Here is a 21,804-nt window from a genome sequence, read left to right as displayed (position 1 = left end):
CGATCCTGCCTGTCCTCATCCCTACTTCACCTCCTTACCCCTTTAGGCCACTTCGGGCAAAGGCTTCCATGAAGCTCCGCTGGAAGAGCAGGAAGACCACAACCATGGGTAGGGCCACCAGCAGGGCCCCGGCGGCGATGAGGCCCCACTCCATCCCGCTCTCGGCAGAGCGGGCAAAGCTGGCAAAACCCAGGGAGAGCACGCGCTTTTCGGGGCTTTGGATGATCACCAGGGGCCAAAGAAACTCGTTCCAATGATAGACTAGGCTGACCAGGGCGAAAGCGGCGAGCTGAGGACGGACTAAGGGCAAGAGTACCCGCCATAGGACCTGCCATGGCGTGGCTCCGTCCACGTAGGCGGCTTCCACGAGTTCCTTAGGTACCTGCAGGAAACCTTGGCGCAAGAGAAAGGCCCCCGTGGCCGAGGCGACGTAGGGTAGGGCTAGGGCGGTCAGGGTGTCGGCTAGGCCCATCCTCTCTACGAGGATGTAGTTGGGCAGGATAAGGGCGGAGGCTGGGAGGAAAAGCTGGAAGAGGATCAGGTAGAAGAGGGCGTCTTTCCCCTGCCCCTTCAGGTGGGCAAGGGCAAAGCCAGCCATGGTCACTGTGAAAACCTGCACCAGGAGAAGGCCCAGGGTGAAGATCAGAGTGTTGAGGTAGAGGCGGGGAAAGTCGGCGGAGCTCCAGGCGAGGGCGAAGTTTTCCAAGGTGAACCTGCCGATCTCACCCCGATGGAGATCCGCCGTAGGGGTAATGGCGGCCACGAGGCTGTACCCCACGATGAAGGCGTAGGGCAGGGCGAAAAGGAGGGCGGGCAGTTGGCGCGCACCCCTCCACGAGACCCGTCCTATGCGACGAAGCAGGGGCTTGGGGCGTTCGGAGCTAAGCGTCATAGTACACTCCCCTTTCCAAGCGGGGCAGGGCGGTGAGGGCAAGGAGGGTGAGAGCGGTAAACAGGACGAGGCTCAAGGCTGCCGCTTGGGAAAAGTCAAAGTACTCAAAGCCCAGGATGTAGATCCGGTAGAGGAGGTGGTCCGTGGCGCCCAGGGGACCTCCTTTGGTGAGCACGAAGATGTGGTCCACGTTCCGCAAAGCCCCCAGCACGGCCATTACCCCCACGAAGAAGGTGGTGGGGGAAAGGAGGGGCAGGGAGACCCGCAGGAAAGTGACGATCCGGCCAGCGCCGTCTACCCGCGCAGCTTCGATGAGTTCCTTGGGAATGGATTGGAGCCCAGCCAAGTAGTAGAGCATGTAAAAACCCGCATCCTTCAGGACACCCACGAGGACCACGCTCAGGAAGGCGCTAAGGGGTTCCCCTAGGGGGTTTGGGAACCCCGCCGCCTGGAGGACGTTGCGGAGTGGGCCCAGGGGATTGAGCAGGTAGAGGAAGACGGCGGCAAAGCCCACTGTGGGTAGGATGACGGGGTGAAAGATGAGTAGGCGGGCGAGTAACCTCAACCGGCCGTGGCCTTCTACCGCTACCGCCGCAAGAAGGCCCAAGGCCACGGACAGGGGGGCTGTGAGGAGCGTGTAAAGGGCAGTAACCCGGAGAGCGTTTAGGTTCTCCGGGGAGAGTAGCTGGGGAAGGGCGGGGATCCCTTCCTTGGCCGCCACTGCCAAGGGGAGGTAGGTGAAGACCACCAGAAAGGCTAGGGTGGGAAGGAGTAGGAGGAAGACCCATGGACCCTTCATTCTGCGGGGTAGTTTAGGCCCATCGTGTCAAGGAAAGGTCAGCTTAGCCTGGGCTCGCCCAAGGAATCCCCCTCCGTCCTCGCGGGGGTGGCCAAGGGCCGGAAGCAGGCCTTGGAAGAGCCATCTTTGGGCTAGGCATGACGTTCTCCTGAAAAAACCGGCTTACCCTGAATCCCGGAGGTGGTATGCGGTGAAACGCCGTGAACTGTTGAAAGGCGGCCTCGTTGCCGGCGCCCTTGCCTTCCTGCCCAAGGGGGTAGCCCAAGGCGCCCCTCAGAACACCCCCTCCCTAGGGCGGCGGTACCGGAACCTCATCGTCTTCGTCTACGACGGGTTTTCCTGGGAGGACTACGCCGTGGCCCAGGCCTACGCCAGGCGGCGCCAGGGGCGGGTTCTCGCCTTGGAGAGGCTTCTTGCCCGCTACCCTAGCGGCCAGGTGAACACCTACAGCCTCACGAGCTACGTCACCGAGTCCAGCGCCGCGGCCAACGCCATGTCCTGCGGCGTGAAGACTGTGAACGGGGGCCTCGCCATCCACGCCGATGGTACCCCCCTGAAGCCCTTCTTCGCCGCCGCCAAGGAGGTGGGAAAGGCGGTGGGCCTCCTCACCACCACCACCATCACCCACGCCACGCCCGCGGGGTTTGTGATCTCCAATCCCGACCGCAACGCGGAGGAGCGGATCGCTGAGCAGTACCTGGAGTTCGGGGCTGAGGTTTACCTGGGCGGGGGGGACCGGTTCTTCAACCCGGAAAGGCGCCAGGACAAGAAGGACCTCTACGCCGCCTTTGCCCAGGCGGGCTACGGGGTGGTGCGTACCCCCGAGGAGCTTGCCCGCAGCAACGCCAGCAAGCTCCTTGGGGTCTTTTCCGACAGCCACGTCCCCTACGAGGTGGACCGCCGCTTCCAGGGGGTGAGGGTGCCGAGCCTCAAGGAGATGGTGCAGGCTGCTTTGCCCCGGCTAGCCTCCTACCGCAACGGCTTCGTGCTCCAGGTGGAGGCGGGCCGGATTGACCACGCCAACCACCTCAACGACCCCGCCGCCACCCTTTGGGACGTCCTGGCCGCCGACGAGACCCTAGAACTCCTCACCGCCTTCGTGGACCGCAACCCCGACACCCTTCTCCTCCTGGCGTCCGACCACGCCACCGGGGTCGGGGGACTTTATGGGGCGGGCCGGAGCTACCTGGAGAGCTCCGCCGGGATTGACCTCCTCGAGGCCCAGAAGGCGAGCTTTGAGCACATGCGCCGCCTTTTGGGGAATAGCCCCGACGCCGCCCAGGTGAAGGAGGCCTACCGGACCATGAAGGGCGTGGTCCTCACCGATGAGGAGGCGGAGCGGGTGGTGCGGGCCATCCGGGAGCGGATCTACTGGCCCGAGGGCGTGCGCCAAGGGGTACAGCCGGACAACACCATGGCCTGGGCCATGGTGCAACGGAACGCCAGCAAGCCCGACCGGCCCAACATCGGCTACAGCTCGGGCCAGCACACGGCGAGCCCCGTGGTTCTTACCCTTTACGGCCAGGGCCTCCGCCTGGTGAGCCTGGGCCTTGTGGACAACACCCACGTCTTCCGCCTCATGGGGGAGGCCTTGGGGATCCGCTACCAGAACCCCGTGATGAGCGAAGAAGAAGCCTTGGAAATCCTCAAGACGCGTCCCCAGGCCGTGCGCCACCCGGAGGACGTCTGGGCCTAGGACCTTGGCTCCTCCTTCCGCCCGCCCCGGGAAGGGGCGGGTTTTGCTTGGGCTTGACTTTTTGAGATTGCACTTTCAATATCTTTTACGGGAGGAGAACCATGGGCGTGCGAGGGTTTTGGGGAACGGTTGGGTTCTTGCTGGCCTTGGCCATGGCCCACGGCGCGGTGCCCGAGAGGGAGGAGGCCTTCCCCCTCGAGGCCCGCCTCTTCGCCCTGGACAACCGCCCGGGGTACAGCCGGCTCGTGGCCGTGGACCTGCCCCAGGGCCAGGTGGTGGCGGAACTGAGCCTTCCCCCAAGGGGGATGAGCCTGGTGGCCACCCCATCGGGCCGCTACCTCCTGGTGTCCCGGGGGAGGGATGTGGATCGGCAGTGGCTCACCGTGGTCTGGACGGGCAAGGAGGAGGGGCGTTGGAGCCGGCCCGTGATCGCCAAAAGCCTTCTCCTAGGGCGGGAGTGGAACATCGGCCACGGCGCGGAGGCCTACACCCTGGGGGGTAGGCTCCTGGCCTTTGCCGAGCGGGATGCCTTGGCCTTCCGTTTTGATGAGGAGGCCTTGGACCCGAAGGCGGCCTTCCAGCCGGAGACCCTGAGGCTCCCCAACTCCGACCACTACCACGTGGTGGAGGCCCCGGAGGGTACCTACCTGACCCTCTTGGCCCGGGGGCAGGTGGTCCTCCTGGACCGGGACCTTCGGAACGAAAGGGGCCGCTTCTCCTGCCCTGTGCAACACGGGGAGGCATTCCATGGGGAGACGGGCCGGAGCTTTTTCGCCTGCGCGAGGGACGTCCTGGTGCTGGAGGGAGGCAAGGAGCTTACCCGCCTGGCCTACCCTGCGGGGGAGCGGATAGGGGCCTTCCTGGAGGGGGATGGGGTCTTTTTCGGGTATTCCGACCGGGTGGCCCACCTGCAGCGCCTAGACCCCGTGGTCCCTAGCCTTACCCCCATTCCCCTGGGCGGGGTCTTTGTCCGGGGAAAGGCCGACGGCAAGCGGCTTTACGTCCTCCTCACGGACGGGCGGCTCCAGGTGCGGGAAGCCCGTGACGGGAAACTCCTTAGGGAGATCCGGGTTTCCAGACCTTTCCCGGAGATGGACGAGGATACCGGGGGCGCCATCTACCCAGACCTCGCTCCCTGGCCCGAACGGGGCCTCCTCTACGTGAGCCTGCCCCACATGGGCCTCCTCGCCGAGGTGGACGTGGAGAGGGGCCGGGTGGTGCGCTACCTGCGCACGGGGGGTAACCCCACCCGGCCGTCCTGGTGCGGCCATGAACCCCATGCCCGTCTTCATGTACCTCCTGGGGGTGGATGCGGCCCATGGCCTCCTGGAGGCCCTGGGCTACCGGAAAGCCCCTCACCCCCAGGGGGTGGGCTCCAGCCTCTACCTGGGGGAGGAGGCGGTGCTCCACTCCACGGGGCTTTGGTACCGGGGGGTCCTCTACCTCAGGCCCAAGGAGCGGTTCTACCGGGTGCCCATCCCCCCCTATGCCCCGGAGGTGGCCCCCCAGGCCGAGCCCCTGCCCTTTGGGGAGGGCCTAACCCACTACCTCCCCTTCCTCCAGGACCACGAGGCGAGGGTGCGGGCCCTCCGGGGGGAGGGGCGGGAGCGCCTCCTGCGCCACCTTCCTCCCCTTGCCCGCCGCCATCTAAAGGACTGGAAGGCCCTTTGGGCCGCGGTTGAAGGGGCCTCCGGGAAGGAGGGCACCCCGTGAAAAGGCTCCTTGCCCTTAGCCTTTTTGCCGCCGCCGCCCTGGCCCAGCTCCAGGTGGCAGCCACCACCAGCGTCCTGGCAGACCTGGTCCGCCAGGTTGGGGGGAAGAGGGTCTGGGTGGAAAGCGTGGTGCCTCCCGGGGCTGACCCCCACGCCTTTGACCTCCGGCCTTCCACCGCTCGGCAGCTCGCCGGGGTGCGGGTCCTTTTCGCCAATGGCCTAGGCCTGGAGCCTTACCTGCCACGGCTCAGGTCCCTCCTGCCCCCGGGGGCCAGGGTGGTGGAGCTCGCCCCAGGGATGCCCGATCCCATCTGCGGCCTCCTGGGACTCCGGGAAAAGGGGGTCCACCTCCACGGGGACTGCGACCCTCACCTGTGGCTGGACCCCGCTTACGCCTTGCGCTACGCCGGGCGAATCGCCAGCGAGCTTGCCCGTCTGGACCCTGAGGGGAAAGGGGTGTACCAGAGGAACCTCGAGGCCTTCCGACAAGCGGTGGAGCGGGAGGACGAGGCCCTCACCGCCTGCCTGAAGGGTAGGCGCCTGAGGCTCGTGGTAAGCCACCTCTCCCTCTCCTACCTGGCCCGGCGTTACGGCCTGGAGGTGGTGGGGGCCCTGCGGGACGCCCACGGGCAGGAGGGGAGCGTCCGCGAGCGCCTCGTTCTCCTGAAGGAGGCGGAGGGGAAAGGGGTGGACCTGGTGGTGGCGGAGCCCCAGCTGGACCCCGCTCCCATGCGCCGGCTGGCAGAGGAGCTCCGGGCCCGGTTGGTGGTCCTGTACACCGATGCCCTGGACCGGAGGGTCCCCACCTATCTGGACCTTCTCCGGTGGAACCGGAGGGCTTTGTGCCATGAACGTCCTTAAAGGCCCTTGGGGCCTTAGGGAAGGGAGGGTACGCATGCGAGGAAAGGTTAGTTGGTTGGTGTTGGCTTTGGGTCTCGCCCTGGCCCATGGGGAGCATGGGCACGCCGAGGAGCACGGCGAAGGCCTATTCCGCAGATTGGCGGTGGCGGACGCCAAGGAGGCCGTGGTGCGCATCCTGGACGAGGAAGGGAGGGAGCTCGGCCGCTTCACCGTGCCGTCGCCCGCCCGCCTCTACCCCCTGCCGGGCGGGCAGTATGCCCTTGCCGTGCACCGGGAGGCGGGAGCGGTGAGCTTCCTCTTCGGGGGTTTCCGCCTCGAGGACCACGGCGACCACCAGGACGTGAAGGAGGAGAACCCCTACGTGGCCGCCACCCTGCGTACCGGGCCCAAGCCCACCCACAACTTCGCCCACGGGGATTTCCTGGCGGTTTTCCACGATGGGGACGGCACCGTGGCCCTCTTTGACCTGAGGCGGCTGGGCCTGGACTTCACCCCCAGGCTCACGGCCACGGGAGGGACGGACCACGGGGCCCCTGTGGTGTGGGGGAATGCGCTCCTGGTGGGTTTGATGGAGGCGGGGCGGGTGGAGGTCTACACCTTGGAGGGCCGCCGGGCCCTAATCCTCCCCGAGGCTTGCCCCCGGCTCCACGGCGCGGCGGTCCTCGAGGACGTGGCCGCCTTCGGTTGCGCCGATGGGGTGCTCCTAGTGGAGCGCAGGGGCCAGGGGTTTGTAGGGCGGAAGGTGGCGAACCCTCCGGGAAGCCCCCAAGGGGTCCGGGTGGGCACCCTGGCCGCGCACCCTAAGGCGGGGGTCTTTGTGGGGAACTTTGGCCAGGGCCTCGCCTTTTTGAAGCCCGGTGAGGGGGGGATGGAGACCCCCTCCTTGCCCGCCCGTCCCCTGCGCTTTGCCTTTGACCTGGAAGGGAGGTCCCTCTACGTCCTCACCGCTGACGGGCGCTTCCACAAAGTGGACCCGGTGGGGCGCCAGGTGGTGGGGACGCTGGAGGCCATCCCTCCCACGGACACCGCTCCGGGCCTCGCCCTAGGCCACGGGGTGGCCTACCTGGCGGACCCCGGCCGGGGCGAGGTGGTCCGGGTGGACCTGGAGGAGTGGGAGGTAGCGGCCCGCCTGAAGGTGGGGGGTGCTCCCCTCTTCCTGGCCCTCTTTGAGGTGGAGGGGATGAAGCACTAGCTAGGGTTTCCCTTCCGGCCCCGGCCTCGAGGCCGGGGCCTTTTGCGCTCCTTGACAAGAAACTGAGAATGTATTATCATTACGCTACTATGCGCGTGGCCTACGTTTTGGCAAGCCCTCGGGCGGCGAGCCACAAGCTTGGGGGGATGATCCTGCCCCAACTGGAGGCGGGGGTGCACGGGGTGGAGGTGGTGGGCCTTTTCTTCTTTGACGACAACACCTTGGTCCTGCAACGGGGGAACCCCATCGGGGAGCGCCTGGCGAGGGTAGCCAAGGAGAAGGGGATTCTTCTGATGATGTGCGACCTTTGCGCCCTGGAAAGGGGGCTTGCGGAGGGGGAGCCCCGATGGTGCACGCCGAGGGGTGAGGGGCGGATGGAGCCTGGGGGGTGCCGGGTGGCGGCCCACGTGGTGGAAGGGGTGGAGGTGGGGTGTTTTCCGGACCTCTACCGGGCCCTGGCTGGGCGGGTGGACCAGGTGATCACCCTTTAGGGGGTGGGGATGGCGAGGCCTGTTCCCGTCACCGTGCTCGTGGGTTTCCTGGGGGCTGGCAAAACCACCGTCATCAACCACCTGCTCCGCTATGGTCTCCAGGGCAAACGGGTGGCGGTGGTGGTAAACGATTTCGGCGAGGTCAACGTGGACGCCCGGCTGGTGGTGCGCACCACAGAGCGCCTGGTGGAGCTCTCCAACGGGTGCATCTGTTGCACCCTGCGGGAGGACCTCCTGGTGGAGCTGGAGCGCTTGGCGGAGGAAGAACCGGACTACATCCTCGTGGAGTCCACCGGTATTGGGGAGCCCCTTCCCATCGCCCAGACGTTTTACATGGGGAGCTTGCCGGACAAAGTGCGCCTGGACGCCATTGTCACCGTGGTGGACGCCTCCCGCTTCTTCTCGCTTTGGGAGGAGGTGGGCGTGGTGGAGGATGCGGAGGGGAACCCCCAGGAGGAGCCCCTGGCCCCCCTCTTGGCGGATCAGGTGGAGTTTAGCAACATCCTCGTCCTGAACAAGGTGGACCTGGTTTCCCCTGAGGAGCTATCCCGCCTCGAGGACTTCCTCAAGGCCCTTAACCCCAAAGCCCGGATCTACCGGGCGGTGCGGGGCCAGCTAGACCCCTCCCTCCTCCTCGGCACCGGGCTCTACCGCTACGAGGAGGGCCCGGAACACCCCGATTGGGAGAGGGAGTGGAACGCCCCCACCAAGGAAACCGAGGAGTACGGGTTCCAGAGTTTCGTCTACCGCCAGGAGCGTCCCTTCCGCTTTGCCGCCTTTTGGGCTTTCCTAGAGTCTTGGCCTCCCTATGTACTTCGGGCCAAGGGCTTCGTTCGCTTTGCCGACCACCCCCCTGCCTTCCTGTCCCACGCCGGCACCAGCCTGGTCCTAGAGGCCCTGGCCGCACCCCAAGGGGAGGAGGGCCTTTACCTCGCCCTTCCCGAGGGCGAGGACCCCACGGAGATCGTGTTCATCGGCCAGGGGATTGATACGGTCTTCCCTGTCAAGCCACCCGGTCTACCTGACCGGCGTAGTAGGCCCTAAGCCGTCCCATCATCCGCCGAAGGAGCTTGTGGGCCGCTGCCAAAAGGGCCTGCTTTTTCCGCTTGCCTCGGGAAAGCAGCCGGTGGTACAAAGCCCGCATCTCCGGGTCGTGCCGCACCGCTACCAAAGCCCCCATGTAAAGCCGCTTCCGCAAAAGGGGAGGCCCCTTCTTGGAAAGCCGGCTCCGCTCCACGCTCTTCCCCGAAACCTCCCGTTCCGGGATGAGGCCGGCGTAGGAAGCCGCGGCCTTGGCCCGGCCCCAGAGGTGGGAGGGCAGGAAGGCCAACACCGCCGCCGCCACCTGGGGGCCCACCCCGGGAAGGGTCATGAGGACCCGGGACTCAGGGAGGGCCTCCAGGAGGGCTTGGATTCTCTGGTCCACCTCCTCAAGGAGCTCCCGCACCAGGGCTAGCTCCCTGCCGAGGAGAGGCAAAACCCCCTCGCTCCCTGCCCACGCCGCCGCTTCCAGCTGGTTCAGGATGGCCCGTTCTCGCCGGGCCAGGTCTTCCTGGTACCCCACCAGGGCCTTGAGCTCCTGGAGTGCCTGGGGGGGAGGGGTGTAGGCCCGGAGTTCCTCCCGGTACACCAGGGCGTAGCGGGCCAGGAGGGAGGCGTCTTGGCGGTCGGTCTTGTTCCGCTCCCCCATCGCCCTGCGGAAGGCGGCCAGGTGGTAGGGGTTGACCAGGGCGACCCGGGCGGGGGCGTAGAGTGAGGGAGGTGGCCACCCGACCCCGTGTGCCGTGCATGTGGATGCGGTCGTGGAGGACCGGGATACGGTGCGGCGGGGAGGCCGGGGCGGGTGGCTACCCATCAATCCCGCGGGCGTGGTGGCCCGGCAAGCCAAGCGGTAGAGCCTCCCTCAAAGGGCAAGATACAAGAAGCCAAGGCCTCCTTAAGCGCCTCGTATCAGCTCAGTGAAGCTCAATCTTTACCTCCACCTAGGGAGGGAGAGTCATCGGGTTTTGGTTTTCAATCCAGGACCCTCGACACGTGACCGAGAGCCTTGGCCTTTTTAGCTGCGAACTCCAGGAACACGTAGCTCACCCGCAGGGGACCCAAGGCTGGCCTGAGCACGAGACCTGTGGGAGGAAGCTTCCGCTTCAGAGCCTCCACCAAGAAGTCGGGCTCATACCCCTGGTATCCCCCGTCGGCGCCCACCATGCCCACATCGGAAACATAAGCCGTCCCCTTAGGTAGAATGCGGCCATCTTGGGTGGCCACATGGGTGTGGGTGCCGAGGAGGGCGGAAATCCGCCCATCGAAGAGGAAGGCGTGCCCTAGCTTCTCAAACACGGACTCCGAATGGAAATCCACGAGAACGGGTACTCCATCCCATTTTTCCAAGAGAACTTCCAGAGTTTCTAAAGGATCCCCTGCTAGGGGCATGGCGCTCCGGCCCACCAAGTTCACCACCAAAAGCACCTTCTCCCCTTTGCGTAGGAGGAGACTTCCCTTACCAGGGGCGTAGCGGCTAAAGTTGAGGGGCCTTAGGACCCGGGGGTGCCCTAGGACCGCTTCAGCCTCTGGCGGGTCAAAGGAGTGGTTACCTCCGGTGAGGACATCCACCCCCAGGCGCACTAGGCGCTCCACGCTTTCGGACCGCATTCCGGCCCTACCCAGTTCGGGAACCGTAATGTCCAGGTTCTCGCCGTTGACGATTACGAAGTCAGGCTCCAATTCCCGTCTTAGTCGGGGTAGCTCCCGTTCCAAGGCTCTAATTCCTGGTTCCCCCACCACATCCCCAAAAAAGAGTACCCTCATCCACGTACGCCTCCCTCCATCAGGGTTTCTAGGATCCTCCGGTGGAAAAAAAGGAAGAGCGCTAAGGTGGGCAGCGTGGCCAGCACAGAGGCCGCCATGAGGGGTCCCCAAGCGTCGGAGCCTTCCCCCCCAGCAAAGCGCTGCACAGCTACGGTGAGTACGTACATGTCAGGCCGGTTGGCTACGAGCATAGGCCAGACAAATTGGTTCCATGCCCCAATGAAGAGGGTGAGGAAAAGAGCTAGGAGAGTGGGGTAGTTGGCAGGGAGGAGAATTCGAAAGAGGAGGTCCCTGGTCCCGGCTCCATCCACGACGGCTGCCTCGAGGATCTCTTTAGGAAAGCCCAGGAAGTGCTGCCGCAACAGAAAGGTAGCGTACCCTACAGTGAGCATAGGCAGAATGAGGCCGGGGAGGGTGTTGAGAAGGCCCAGACGGGCCACCAATAGGTAATTTGGCAAGTAGGTGACTACGAAGGGTACCAGCATGCTAAGCACGAAGAAACCAAACAGAAATCCCCCTAGGGGTAGCCGTCGGAAAGCGAAGGCATAACCCGCCAGAGCCCCTATGAGGACCTGGCCTAGGGCGGAGCCCAAGGCGAAAACCAAGGTGTTTAGGGTATAACGGGCCCAAGGGAGTTTCTCAAGGACCACCTGGTAGTTTTCCAGGGTCAGGGGGTGAGCAAAGGGGTAAGGATTGGAGAAAAGGGCGTCCGGCGGCGTTAGACTCAGACTCACTTGGTAGGCAAAAGGAAGGAGATTAAGCCCTGCCGCCAGCAGAAGGAGGCTGTGAGGGAGGAACTGCCTAAGGAGACGCATACCTACGCCCCAATAGGTAAAGCTGCCCCAGGATTATGGTCCCAAACCCCAAGGTTAAGAGGACAGCCTGAGCCGCGGCCACTCCGGCCCGGAAGAAGCGGAACGCCTCCTGGTAGACGGCGTACATGAGGTGGGACGTGTGGCCGAAGGGCCCTCCCTGGGTCATGACCTCCACGGGGACAAAGGCATAGTCTAAAGCGTTTGCCAAGGTGCTTAAAAGGAGAAAAAGGAGGGTGGGGAAAAGGAGCGGAAAGAGGACGAGCCACAAGAAGGGCCAGCCGTGCGCCCCATCCACTCGGGCAGCTTCCAGGACGTCCCGGGGTATGGCCTTAAGCCCTGCCAGGGCGATGAGGTAGTGAAAGCCCATGAACTTCCAATTGGCCACCAAGGCGGTGGCAAGAAGAGCATAACGGGGGTCCGTCAGAAAGTTCGGGGCGGGGAGGCCCAGGGTGGCTAGAAGCTTGGCCAAGGGCCCGGCGGCGGGCAGGTAGAGGTACAACCACACCAGGGCAGCTACGGACACCGCGGCCACCGTGGGGGCGAAGAGGAGCGCTTGGTAGAGCTCGGCCCAGCGCCCCCTGACCTGGAGGGTGAGGAGGGCGAGGACCAGGGGGAGGAGAAAGTTACCCAGAAGGGCCAGGCCCATGTAGAGGAGGCTTTGGCGGAGCACTTGGCCGAACAGAGGGTCCTGGAGGAGGAAGTGGTAGTTGGCTAGCCCTACGAAAACAGCTTCTGACCGGACCAGGTTCCAGTCGTGGAGGCTCAGCCAGAGATTGTAGAGGAGGGGCCAGTAAACGAAGACTAGGATGGGCAGAAGACCTGGGACCAGGAGGAGGAGGGCCTCAATGTCAATCCGCCCCCCTTGGCCCCGGTGGAGCAACCCCCATACCTGAACTACTCGCTGCACCGCTCCCTCCCAATGAGGCGGTTGATCTCTACAGATGCCTCTTTGAGGGCCGCCTCAGGGGTAGCCTGGCCTGCCAAGGCCTTCTGTACTGCTCGGAAAAGGGCTTGGCTAGCGGCGAGGCCATTGGGACCAGGGAAGCTAGTCCAAGGCACGGTAAAGGGGAGTTGCTCGATAGCCACCCTTTGGATGGGGTTCTTCTCCACGAACTCCTTCAGGTACCGAGGGTCACGGCTGAGCTCGGGGAGGAGGGGGACGTATCCCGTCCCCTTGGTCCAGATGGTGAACCCGTCAGGGCTAGTGAGAAACTGGATAAACTTCCAGGCGGCTTCCTGTCGTTTGGGATCTTTGCTGAAGACCATGAGCGCGTTCCCCCCAGCGGGCAGGGCCGGGGGCTTGCCCCCAAAGGTGGGGAAGCGGGTAGCCCGAAGCTCAAACCGACCGCGGGTTTGTTCTTGGAGTCCAGCCCGGCGTGCAATGGTGGTCATAAAACTGGCAACCTCCCCTGCCAGAAAGGCCTGTTCCCCCTGTTGGAGGATGACCCCTAGGGCGAGCCCTTCACGGACCAAACCTGCCCACATCCCTAGAGCTTCGGCAGCCTCCTTAGTGTCTACGCCTGCACGTAAGAACCCGTCTTCACAGCGTAGGAGGGTTCCCCCATTGGAGCGGATAAGGGCCTCCACTGCCCAGTTGTCATCCAGGAGGATCAGGTATACGCCATACTTGCCTGTGCGCTCCTTGATTTGCCGGGCGGCCCGCCTCCAGCCTTCCCAGGTGGCAGGGGGACGATCAGGGTCCAGACCAGCGCGGCGGAAGAGATCGGCGTTGTAGTAGGTAACAATGTTGGAGAGGGAGTAAGGCATCCCCACCAGGACCCCGTCCACCTGGCCCAGGGCCAGAATGTTGGGGGCGAAGCGGCGGAGATGTCGTTCGCCGCCAAAGCGCTTAGCCAGCTGTTCTATGGGCACGTAGGGGAGATTCTTAGCGGCATAACGCGTGTAGAGGTAACCCATCTGCACCACGTCAGGAGGGGTGCCTGCTGCCAAGGCCGCCTGTAGGTTTTGTAGAAGGCCAGTATAGGCGTTGGGCTGGTAGCGCTCCTCCACCTTGATCCCAGGGTTTTGCCGTTCAAACTCCCGGATAAGCTCCTTTACAGCTGGGAGGCCGAAAGCTTCGGTATTGATGTGCCAGTACTGAAGGGTGATGGGGGCTTGGGCCAAGGCCAGGCCCGCCGCTACCCAAAACCCTAGGAAGGCCTTCATCTTTCACCTCCTGTTCCCAGAGTAAAGGAGGTCTGTCAGAGGACCATCAGGCGGGTGCGGCCTGGGCTGGACCAAGGCTAGCCGGTATGGCCCGGGCACACCCTGCGCACGCCCAGGGAAGCTAGGAGTTCGGGTACTCCGTCTGGATAAGCTTTGTCGATTAGCGATGGGTAGCTTGGGATACCTTCATTTCTAGGTCCCCTGCTTGGTTTCGAAGAGATGGACCTCCCAGGGTCCTTGCTGGAAGCAGCTAGGGTCCTAGCACCCCACGACTTAGCTCGAAGTCTACCCAGCGGATTTTGAAGATGGCGGGGCTATCGGAGGAGCTTTCCCGGACGGGTGGCGGGAAGGGCAAAGAGTAGGGGAGAGGGGGGCTTCGGCCCCACTTTTGGGAAGAACATGAGAGGAAAAGGCGCCTACTGTTTGGAAAGGGATGAGACGGGGAGGTGGGCGGGGTTCGCCCTGGACCTGCCTGTGGCGGTGTGGGGGAAGGCTTCCCCTGAGGAGGTGGAGCGGAGCCTGGCGAGGGGTTTGGCCCTAGCCATTCTGGAGCGCAGGGAGGCGGGAAGGGCTCTCCCTTTGCCTGGACGCGCCCTAACCCCTGAAGAGGAGGCGGAGCGGGAGATGGGGACTAACTGCTGGCCTACGTGACCCCCGCCCTGGTGAACCCCGTGAGCCCTGAGCTGAGGCGGGCCTTGAAGACCTCGGGCCTCACCGCCCGGGAGGTGGCCTGGTGCATGGGGGCAACGCCTTCTGCGGTGTCCCACCTGCTGGAGCCCTTTTCTTTCGGTCCCAACCTGGATACCCCCCGCCGCTTCTTCGTGGCCGTGGGGGATAGGTGGAGGTGCGGGTATGGGTGTAGGGGAAGCCCTTTTGCGCAACGGGGCGGACCCCCAGACCGCGACTGGCCTCATGGTTCCCGGGGATGGCTCGTTCCACCTGGGCGATGGGGGTTCCCAGCGGTCCATCCCCACGCGTGTGGGGACTACAAATGGTAATAGGTTTTTCGGGGCAACGTTGGCGGTCCATCCCCACGCGTGTGGGGACTACGGGGGAAGCGCCTAGCGCCTTCACCCCGTCCTCGGTCCATCCCCACGCGTGTGGGGACTACACAAGCCCCGCTCGCCTAAGGGCCTCGTAGGCGGTCCATCCCCACGCGTGTGGGGACTACTTTGGCTTGCGCGGAAACACGGGTACAAAGACGGTCCATCCCCACGCGTGTGGGGACTACAAAACCACCGTCAAGCCGGAGGGAACCCTGTCCGGTCCATCCCCACGCGTGTGGGGACTACGTGCTCCCCTGCCAGTAGCCTTCCACCAGTTCCGGTCCATCCCCACGCGTGTGGGGACTACGCGTCCGACGTGGGCGCCTACTCCGAGTGGGACGGTCCATCCCCACGCGTGTGGGGACTACGGTATAGATAAGGTGCTCAGGAATGGCCCGGAGCGGTCCATCCCCACGCGTGTGGGGACTACAAAGCCGCCCATTGCTGGGGCGGGATAGACTTCGGTCCATCCCCACGCGTGTGGGGACTACGGGTCATAGGTGGCGGAGGGGGCGCCACGCGGCGGTCCATCCCCACGCGTGTGGGGACTACCATACACCGGTAACCGTTAGCGGCCACGGGCACGGTCCATCCCCACGCGTGTGGGGACTACGGCTATAATCGCGTCGCCCCTTAGGGACGCGGCGGTCCATCCCCACGCGTGTGGGGACTACGCTCTTGGACCTAGGCACGGCGGTGAGCCTGTAGGTCCATCCCCACGCGTGTGGGGACTACCCATGGGGCGCCCCAATAAGCCGCCTACCCCACGGTCCATCCCCACGCGTGTGGGGACTACGACTCCTACCACCACAAGAACCGCATCGCCCTCGGTCCATCCCCACGCGTGTGGGGACTACTAGAGTATGAGGCGCGGCAACGCAAAGTCTAACGGTCCATCCCCACGCGTGTGGGGACTACGTCTACCAGAATAGCCTCGGGGTGATTACCTACGGTCCATCCCCACGCGTGTGGGGACTACTCGGCCCACCGCAAGCGGGGGTCCCCCTTGACGGTCCATCCCCACGCGTGTGGGGACTACTTTGCCGCCTCGTATAGCGCCTTCGCGGTTTCGGTCCATCCCCACGCGTGTGGGGACTACTCCCGACCTGTTCCTCGCTGAGCCACTTGCTCTGGTCCATCCCCACGCGTGTGGGGACTACGCCTCCAAACTCAGCCTCAAAGAAGGCCTCCTCGGTCCATCCCCACGCGTGTGGGGACTACACGCCCTGACGAATGAGCGGGCGGAAGCCACCGGTCCATCCCCACGCGTGTGGGGACTACGCCGTGAGCGTGGAGGTGCTCCGTGCCGAGGCGGTCCATCCCCACGCGTGTGGGGACTACTCCTAGCCTCTGCCGTTACCATCTTCCACCTCCGGTCCATCCCCACGCGTGTGGGGACTACTTGCCGATGCGTTCTCCACCGGGCTCATCCTCGGTCCATCCCCACGCGTGTGGGGACTACTCGTGAGCTAGATTTCGGAAGGCATCAACATACGGTCCATCCCCACGCGTGTGGGGACTACTGCATCCGGGCAACAACGCCCTCCCTAACGCCGGTCCATCCCCACGCGTGTGGGGACTACACTTGACCCAGACGGCAAAAACTTCCCTTCACCCCCCTTTATGTCTTTTAAGAGAATCTATTCCAAGGTTGACTTGTCAAGATCCTCGCGCAACCCTTTATTGAGGCGTTGTAGCTTTTGAGCTTTGCGAATCGCCTCGGCGTTGCGCACCGTTATGAGGAGTATACCATCAAAGTCCCGGAGGATGCGGTCCGTGTACCCATGAAGCCTTAGCGCAAAACCCTGCTCGTTGTTGGTACGCCAGGCCATGGCGCACCGTCCATCCCCGGCCCGTTCCACCACCTTGGCCCAAAGCAGCTCACGGACCGTAGCATTTACGCGCCCAACGAACACGCCCGTATCTAGCTCCAGAAGCCAACGGGTAAGCTCCCCTCTAAGACTCCTCGGCACCTTCTCCAACACCATCACCACCATAGGCCACGCCCCCCTCCACCACCCCCTCCGGGTCCCAAAGACCCCCAGGGAGGGTGGGGTCGTCTTCCTCCGAAAGGAGGTCCTCGGGGCCAAACCCAGAGAAGAGGTCCAGAAGGTCTTCCACCATACGTTCAAGAAGCCTTCCTTCTTCTATGTGCTCCCGGAGAGCACGGCGGACACGACGTTCTACCTCCGCTTCAGACTCCGCCACGGTACGGAAAGCGGCAGGTATCAAATACTCCGTCTTGTAAAGATCGGCTATATCGTAAACGAAGGAAAGTAGCTTGCCCGTGTGGATAAACCCGAGGGAGGGGCTGAACCCTGCGCTTACGATGGCGGCGTGGGCCAGGCCGTAGAGGTAGGCAGCCCCGGAAGACAATGCCCGATTTACTGGATCTGACGCAATCCAATGGCGGCGGTCATAGCTCCGACCTTTCCACGGGACACCCGTTTCCTGACTCCAACGGGCGTAAGCGGCGCGAACGCGGACTCCCTCGAGGCCCCGCACCTGCTCTAGGCTTAGGTCCCGGGGAAGAGGTTCTGAAAAACGCTTCGCATAAAGCTGGTAGACCACCTCCAGGTGCAACTTGGGGTCGGCCCAAGCTTTCGCCTGCCGCTCAAGGCGAAGGGCACTGCGGGTGTCGCCCAGCCCTTGGGCGTAAAAGCGGGCGAAACCTTCCCCCACCCAACATACGGTGCAACCGTTTCCCGCCAGGGCCTGGATGGCGGCGTGCGTGATGCGGGTGCCTGGCCCGAGGAAGAGGACGCCCAAAGCGGCAGCCGGAACAAGGGTCAAGCCTTCCTTGTCGTAAATGCCTATCCCTTGGGCCTCCTGCTCTACAAAGGCGTGCTCCACGTAGAGGTACGAAAGACCATCCCGGAATTTGGGGAGTTCCTTCAGGTTCCGGGTATTGGGAACAGGAGGCATAGAACCCTTCAGGGGGCGAGGGAAAGGAGCCCTAGGCCCAAAGCCTTTCCCGGACCGATACCCCGCTCCAAGGTGGCCCGGGCCTTTTCGGGATCCACCACCTCGAGGCGCCCCTCAAAAAGTACCGCTTGCACCTGTATCCTTGCGCTTTCGCCCTCCTTTTTCCTCCGGGGCACCTCTAAAAAGGCGTCCTGTAGGATGCGCACCGCGGGCCCCTCTTCCCCGTCTAGCAAGCGAAAGCCACCTTCCGCTAACCGCCTCTCAAGCCAGGACACCTTCTCCCGATGCGTCTTGAGGGCGACCCGCTTTCCCGTACCGGCTATGCGCTTGCTAGGGTTCGCTCGCAAGCGGAATCGGAGCACTTGGCCCGGCCGGAAGATTGGATGGAAGGGCTTTGGGGGATAGATTTCCGCATACCCCTCCTCCAGGACGCTCCAATCGGGCTCCGTGAGGGTTTGCACCAAGACCACAGGCCGCTCGTGGGTACGGGTTGGTTCCACACGCCAAAGGAGGCGCTCCTTGCCCTCCTCGAGCGCCCGGGAGACTGCCCGGGAGAGGGTGCGGTGCATCTCGTACGGGTTAGCCAGGTCCCGCCGGGCAGACCTAGACCGCAAGTCCAGGACGAGCTTACTAATCCACATGGGCTTCCTCCCAAGCTGGAGGCCCCTTAGGAACCTGATCTTTGGGCAATACCTTCTCCTCCACGTAGCGGGCCCCGAAGCGGCGTTGGCTAAAGGGGGCCACGGGTTGGTCGTAGACCAAGCGGCCTTGGGGGGCCTCGAGGGCCAGCAATAGGTCCTCCCGAGGCGCTCCCTTACCCAAGTAGGGATAGTGGAGCAAGGCCTCCTCCAGAGGCTCCTCCCGCAAGCCGTCGGGCAGATAAGGGGGCGGACTTGGGAGATACCCCTTTCGGCCCAGGTAGAGGGGAAACCGTGGGTTCAGGAGAGCCCGATGGATCTCTTCCAAAAGGGGCTTGTCCCCCTCCATGCCGACCAAGAAGGCGGCGTCCGAGAGGAAGTAACGCCAACTTTGGACATCGCGTTGGGCCCTGAGGCTAGCGGCCACCACGTTCCGGGCGGTCTGGTAATCCACTTTAAGCACGCCCTTCCGGTCCACCCGCACTCCCAAGCGCAAGGAGGCCAAGTCAGAGATATCCTCCGCCCGGTCCCGGCCTAAGGCGGCGGCGAGAAGCCCCACCACCCCGCTCTTGGTGGGGTAAGGCCAGGTGTCCCGGTAGTCAAAGCGGCTTCGGGTCCCCCATGACTGCATCGGCCCCTGTAGCCGCAAGAGGAGGGTCGGCACGCTACACCTCCAAGAGCGCTTTTAACGCCTGCTCAATCTGGTTGCGGAGCGTTGGCCAATCCTCCACTACAGGCAAGGTTCCTGGGGCTGCGTCCGTAAGGTTAATGGCCCCCTTCCACTCGGGCTTCAAGGGGCCAAAAGCCCGGTCAAAGCGCTCCCATTCCCGCACCAAGGCCTCCACGGAAATGGCGGAAAGTGCCCGGTCCTCCCTAGGCCGTACGGGCCGCTCAAAGGCTGTGGCCAGGTTACGGGGAAGGCCTTCCCCCGCCCGGAAGGCTACAAACAGAGGAGGATTATGAGCGGCAAAGCTATTCTGTTTTCCAGAGGGCAAGGTGGCGGCGAAAGCTGCGAAGAAGGCCAAGGCTCCCTTCAAGGCGAGTTCTTTATCGCCCTGAAGGTTCTCCAAAAGCTTTTGCAAGTCCACCACAGCGTAGCGGTACAGGGTGGCGGAGTAGAACTCCACGTCCCCCATCATCCCCGCACCCGTGTCTTCCTCGGGGTTCAGGTCGTCCACGGCGGTGTAGAAGTCAAACTCCCGGTCCACCTTATGGGTGGAAAGGGCGTGAGCTACCTGAGCAGCGGCGTCCACCCCAAGTTCCGGCCGATCCGCCAACATCCGGCCGAAAAGGGCCAGGTCCACTGCCTTGCCCCCGTCCAAAACGCCTTCCAGGGCCTCTTTCACCTCTGAACTCACGTCGGCTTTCTTTTTGCCCTTTACCTCGCCCGAAAGCGCCTGGATGTGGGTACGGATCGTTTCCGCCAAACGGTTTAGCTCCCGGTTTCCAAGGAAAAGAAGGTACTCGCTCACACCCCCTTCCTTCATGCCAAAACCCAAGCTGTTTAAGGCGTTCTCAATGGCTTGGCGGGCTTGCGCTTCGGGAATGTCCGCCAGGCGCTCTAGAAGGGCGTCCATCAAGCGCTTAGTGCGCACAGCCTGCTCTTCCGGGGCCAAAAGGGGCCAGTCCCTGAAGGCTACCCGCACCGCCCGTTTTTGCGCCTGGCTGGAGATGCGGGCGCGGCGGAACCCACCGAAAAGGGCATCCTTAGGGCTTCCTGTATCGTCCCGGTTCAGGTTGCTAGGGGCTACCGTCTGGATCACATGGACTTCCAAAAGCTTCATCCTTCCACCTCCTCTTCTTCCAGGTCCTGCTCCTTTGCGCCGTAATACTCCTTGGCCCAACGGGCCTGCACCCGCCGGTTCTGGTGAAACCAATCCAACAAGTCATCCAGAAGCCGGGCGAAGTCCAGCCCCCCCTCCACCAACCCCACCGCCTGCCGGAGCCGAAAGGCTATCTGGTCGCGGTCAGCATCCAGGAGGGCCAGAAAGCGCTTCTCCACGCTCTTGGAGTCCCGCTCCCTCGCCGCCTCCCAAAGGGCTAGAGCCAGACTCCGCCCGCCCTGGTGAGCGCCGTCCTTGAGGGCGAAAAGCCCCGCCACCAGGTAGTGGGCTTCCCGAGCCCACCCCTCCGCCTTCACGAAAGGTTCCACGTAAGGCATGGCGGGAGGGTATGTTCCCAGGGGAAAGGCCAAACTCCGGCGTAATGCCGCCCGAGCGGGGGTCCAGCCAGACCCCTTTTGCAGGGCGGTGAGCCACTCCACAAATGCGGTTCCCGTCACGCTTTCACCTCCTTAAGCGCCCCTAACACCCTAGCCAACGCCCTTTCACCCGCTGCCAGAGCGGCCAAGTGCCGCCCCCCTGTGCCCACAAAGAGGCGGGTTGCCTCCCAGGCCCTTAAGGCCGCCCGGAAAACCTCCTCACGCCAAGCTTCCAGGGAGTGAGGCTCACCAAGGGCGTTTAGGAACTCTGGAAAGGCCAAGTCCAGGTTCGCCCAATAACCCGGGAGTAGGGGCAGGGAGCGGACAAAAGCTTCCAGCTCCGCGGCGTCTTTGTCCCCTAGAACACCCCGCGCCACCTGCCAAGCCACCGAGACGAGCCCCTTACCCAGGTCCTCGGCTTGGCGCAAGGCGATTTGGAGTTCAAGGGCGCCCTCTTCCTTGAGGAGGGCCGAGGGCAGAGGGTACACTTCCCGCCGCACATCCAGGACCTTAGCCTGGTCCGATACCTGCCCCAAAACCCTTAGCCGGTAGGTCCTTTCTGTTTCGTCCTGGACGCCTCCCGCATGTTGGAGTGCGGCGGGGAATGCCCCCCCTTGCGCAGGAAGCATGGCGCTAAAGTCACGCCAGAAACTCTTCTCCTCGCTTAGGCGAAGGGGAACAACGTTTCCCTTGGAGCTTTGGCGGTAGGCTACCATGGGATCGCGGAAAAACACGGGATCAGGCTCCACCCCGGGGCCATAGGCCATCCAGCGCACTCCTTTCCCTGTGTCCAGGAGAAGCACCCCGCGGCTCGGCCACGTGTAGACCCGAGTGATGCCGGAGAGAGGCCACTTTGTAGCGGCCTTTTCTACGTCCTTTCGCCGCAAAGGAGGCTTCTCCCAAAGGGGTTCATCACCCTCGGGCTCATACGGTACCAGGTTCAGGACAAGGGTTTCAAAGAGGGTGTCCCCCGTGGGGAGGAACACCGCCGGGCGAGCCAAGGGCCCATCCTTGCCTGAGGTCACGCCAAGCCGCCTAACTAGGCCACCCAAAACGAAGTTTTGGTGGAGCACCAAGGCTCGGGCAGCCTCGGCGTAGGGGATTTCCGGCGGATCCGGGTCGGTGGTGTGGTCAAAGAGGGTAGGGTTGTTGCCGGTGGCAAGCTCGGGACGCAACTTGGTCCATGGAAGAGGGTCTTCTAAGGGAAGGTCGGCGATTTGGAAAAAGGGCGCCTCCGGGTGGAAGAGCCAAAACCGGTCGTGGTATTGGTCCAGGTAGGCCTCGAGGGCCTTTTGGTCAAAAGCCCCACGCTCCAGAAGGTCTGCGGCGTCCACCACATCCCTCACGGGAGGTAGCGCCCGGTGGAGAATGGCGAGCAGAAGGCGGTGGAGGGCTGCTTCCTCCAGTGGGGAAGCGGTTTCAATACGGGCGATGCGCGGGGCACGGAGAAGGGCCTCCCTTATGCTTACCTCCCGTACTCGCCCTCCTTCAAGAACGGGGATCCACGGCTCCTCAAGCAAGTTAAACTTTTCCACATTCCCACCTGTCCCTAGACTACCACCCAAT

20 protein-coding genes, 1 pseudogene and 1 CRISPR repeat array are annotated in these 21,804 nt (G+C 63.9%); of the genes and pseudogenes, 7 read left to right on the top strand and 14 right to left on the bottom strand.

Annotated features, from left to right (window positions below):
* Positions 1 to 34 precede the first annotated feature (34 nt).
* Positions 35 to 892, bottom strand: a complete 858-nt coding sequence (locus tag A0O31_RS12295; protein ID WP_071678223.1) for a carbohydrate ABC transporter permease — start codon at positions 890 to 892, stop codon at positions 35 to 37.
* Positions 882 to 1,691, bottom strand: coding sequence for a carbohydrate ABC transporter permease (locus A0O31_RS12290; RefSeq protein WP_071678222.1), 810 nt, complete (start codon positions 1,689 to 1,691; stop codon positions 882 to 884). Before A0O31_RS12290 ends, A0O31_RS12295 begins: the two co-directional genes overlap by 11 nt.
* Before the next feature lie 190 nt (positions 1,692 to 1,881).
* On the opposite strand from A0O31_RS12290, the gene A0O31_RS12285 reads away from it, so the two are divergent.
* The 6 genes from A0O31_RS12285 to A0O31_RS12255 all read left to right on the top strand — a co-directional run bounded on the left by A0O31_RS12285 (position 1,882) and on the right by A0O31_RS12255 (position 8,687).
* A complete protein-coding gene (locus A0O31_RS12285) occupies positions 1,882 to 3,387 on the top strand; it encodes an alkaline phosphatase (protein WP_071678221.1) in 1,506 nt (501 codons plus the stop codon).
* Between the two features lie 137 nt (positions 3,388 to 3,524).
* Positions 3,525 to 5,069 (top strand): YncE family protein, encoded by a 1,545-nt coding sequence (locus A0O31_RS12280; RefSeq protein WP_237259062.1) that lies wholly within the window; start codon positions 3,525 to 3,527, stop codon positions 5,067 to 5,069.
* Positions 5,070 to 5,096: 27 nt separating this feature from the next.
* Positions 5,097 to 5,960 carry a metal ABC transporter substrate-binding protein gene (locus A0O31_RS12270; protein ID WP_071678219.1) on the top strand — a complete coding sequence of 288 codons (864 nt, stop codon included), beginning with the start codon at positions 5,097 to 5,099 and terminating at the stop codon, positions 5,958 to 5,960.
* Positions 5,961 to 5,994: 34 nt separating this feature from the next.
* Complete coding sequence (locus A0O31_RS12905) at positions 5,995 to 7,152, top strand: hypothetical protein (RefSeq protein ID WP_071678283.1); 1,158 nt, start codon at positions 5,995 to 5,997, stop codon at positions 7,150 to 7,152.
* 89 nt (positions 7,153 to 7,241) lie between these two features.
* The gene (locus tag A0O31_RS12260; protein ID WP_071678218.1) at positions 7,242 to 7,643 is read left to right on the top strand and encodes a SaoD/DsrE family protein; all 402 of its coding nucleotides are present in this window, start codon (positions 7,242 to 7,244) and stop codon (positions 7,641 to 7,643) included.
* 9 nt (positions 7,644 to 7,652) lie between these two features.
* On the top strand, positions 7,653 to 8,687 hold the full coding sequence (locus A0O31_RS12255; protein WP_071678217.1) for a CobW family GTP-binding protein: 1,035 nt from the start codon (positions 7,653 to 7,655) through the stop codon (positions 8,685 to 8,687).
* On the opposite strand, the pseudogene A0O31_RS12250 reads toward A0O31_RS12255, so the two are convergent.
* From A0O31_RS12250 to A0O31_RS12230, 5 genes and pseudogenes are all read right to left on the bottom strand, one after another.
* Positions 8,647 to 9,381, bottom strand: a pseudogene (locus tag A0O31_RS12250) (transposase); the annotation flags it as partial. The gene A0O31_RS12255 and the pseudogene A0O31_RS12250 sit on opposite strands and share 41 nt — an antisense overlap.
* A 275-nt stretch (positions 9,382 to 9,656) precedes the next feature.
* Positions 9,657 to 10,448, bottom strand: coding sequence for a TIGR00282 family metallophosphoesterase (locus A0O31_RS12245; RefSeq protein ID WP_071678216.1), 792 nt, complete (start codon positions 10,446 to 10,448; stop codon positions 9,657 to 9,659).
* Positions 10,445 to 11,263, bottom strand: coding sequence for a carbohydrate ABC transporter permease (locus A0O31_RS12240; RefSeq protein WP_071678215.1), 819 nt, complete (start codon positions 11,261 to 11,263; stop codon positions 10,445 to 10,447). The genes A0O31_RS12245 and A0O31_RS12240 overlap by 4 nt, the downstream gene beginning before the upstream one ends.
* Complete coding sequence (locus A0O31_RS12235; RefSeq protein WP_071678214.1) at positions 11,250 to 12,170, bottom strand: carbohydrate ABC transporter permease; 921 nt, start codon at positions 12,168 to 12,170, stop codon at positions 11,250 to 11,252. The genes A0O31_RS12240 and A0O31_RS12235 overlap by 14 nt, the downstream gene beginning before the upstream one ends.
* Positions 12,158 to 13,429, bottom strand: coding sequence for an ABC transporter substrate-binding protein (locus A0O31_RS12230; protein WP_071678213.1), 1,272 nt, complete (start codon positions 13,427 to 13,429; stop codon positions 12,158 to 12,160). The genes A0O31_RS12235 and A0O31_RS12230 overlap by 13 nt, the downstream gene beginning before the upstream one ends.
* A gap of 423 nt (positions 13,430 to 13,852) precedes the next feature.
* On the opposite strand from A0O31_RS12230, the gene A0O31_RS12225 reads away from it, so the two are divergent.
* Entirely contained in the window at positions 13,853 to 14,080 is a 228-nt protein-coding gene (locus A0O31_RS12225) for a type II toxin-antitoxin system HicB family antitoxin (RefSeq protein WP_152024489.1), read from the top strand.
* A gap of 309 nt (positions 14,081 to 14,389) precedes the next feature.
* Positions 14,390 to 16,058: a CRISPR direct-repeat array (repeat unit 29 nt; unit sequence CGGTCCATCCCCACGCGTGTGGGGACTAC).
* Positions 16,059 to 16,115: 57 nt separating this feature from the next.
* On the opposite strand, the gene cas2e is transcribed toward A0O31_RS12225, so the two are convergent.
* The 7 genes from cas2e to casA are packed head-to-tail and all read right to left on the bottom strand — an operon-like array spanning position 16,116 to position 21,773.
* A complete protein-coding gene (cas2e, locus tag A0O31_RS12220; RefSeq protein ID WP_071678211.1) occupies positions 16,116 to 16,472 on the bottom strand; it encodes a type I-E CRISPR-associated endoribonuclease Cas2e in 357 nt (118 codons plus the stop codon).
* On the bottom strand, positions 16,432 to 17,400 hold the full coding sequence (cas1e, locus tag A0O31_RS12215; protein ID WP_071678210.1) for a type I-E CRISPR-associated endonuclease Cas1e: 969 nt from the start codon (positions 17,398 to 17,400) through the stop codon (positions 16,432 to 16,434). Before cas1e ends, cas2e begins: the two co-directional genes overlap by 41 nt.
* 8 nt (positions 17,401 to 17,408) lie before the next feature.
* The gene (gene cas6e, locus A0O31_RS12210; protein ID WP_071678209.1) at positions 17,409 to 18,041 is read right to left on the bottom strand and encodes a type I-E CRISPR-associated protein Cas6/Cse3/CasE; all 633 of its coding nucleotides are present in this window, start codon (positions 18,039 to 18,041) and stop codon (positions 17,409 to 17,411) included.
* Complete coding sequence (gene cas5e / locus A0O31_RS12205) at positions 18,031 to 18,702, bottom strand: type I-E CRISPR-associated protein Cas5/CasD (RefSeq protein ID WP_071678208.1); 672 nt, start codon at positions 18,700 to 18,702, stop codon at positions 18,031 to 18,033. The genes cas6e and cas5e overlap by 11 nt, the downstream gene beginning before the upstream one ends.
* A gap of 1 nt (position 18,703) precedes the next feature.
* Entirely contained in the window at positions 18,704 to 19,822 is a 1,119-nt protein-coding gene (gene cas7e, locus A0O31_RS12200) for a type I-E CRISPR-associated protein Cas7/Cse4/CasC (RefSeq protein ID WP_071678207.1), read from the bottom strand.
* A complete protein-coding gene (gene casB / locus A0O31_RS12195) occupies positions 19,819 to 20,301 on the bottom strand; it encodes a type I-E CRISPR-associated protein Cse2/CasB (protein ID WP_237259082.1) in 483 nt (160 codons plus the stop codon). Before casB ends, cas7e begins: the two co-directional genes overlap by 4 nt.
* Before the next feature lie 14 nt (positions 20,302 to 20,315).
* Positions 20,316 to 21,773, bottom strand: coding sequence for a type I-E CRISPR-associated protein Cse1/CasA (casA, locus tag A0O31_RS12190; protein ID WP_071678205.1), 1,458 nt, complete (start codon positions 21,771 to 21,773; stop codon positions 20,316 to 20,318).
* Positions 21,774 to 21,804 lie beyond the last annotated feature (31 nt).

Origin of the sequence: Thermus brockianus (genome assembly GCF_001880325.1) — a bacterium.
Taxonomy (GTDB): Bacteria; Deinococcota; Deinococci; order Deinococcales; family Thermaceae; genus Thermus; species Thermus brockianus.
The sequence above is the reverse complement of the archived record's forward strand: the minus strand, read 5'-3'. Positions and strand labels throughout refer to the sequence as shown.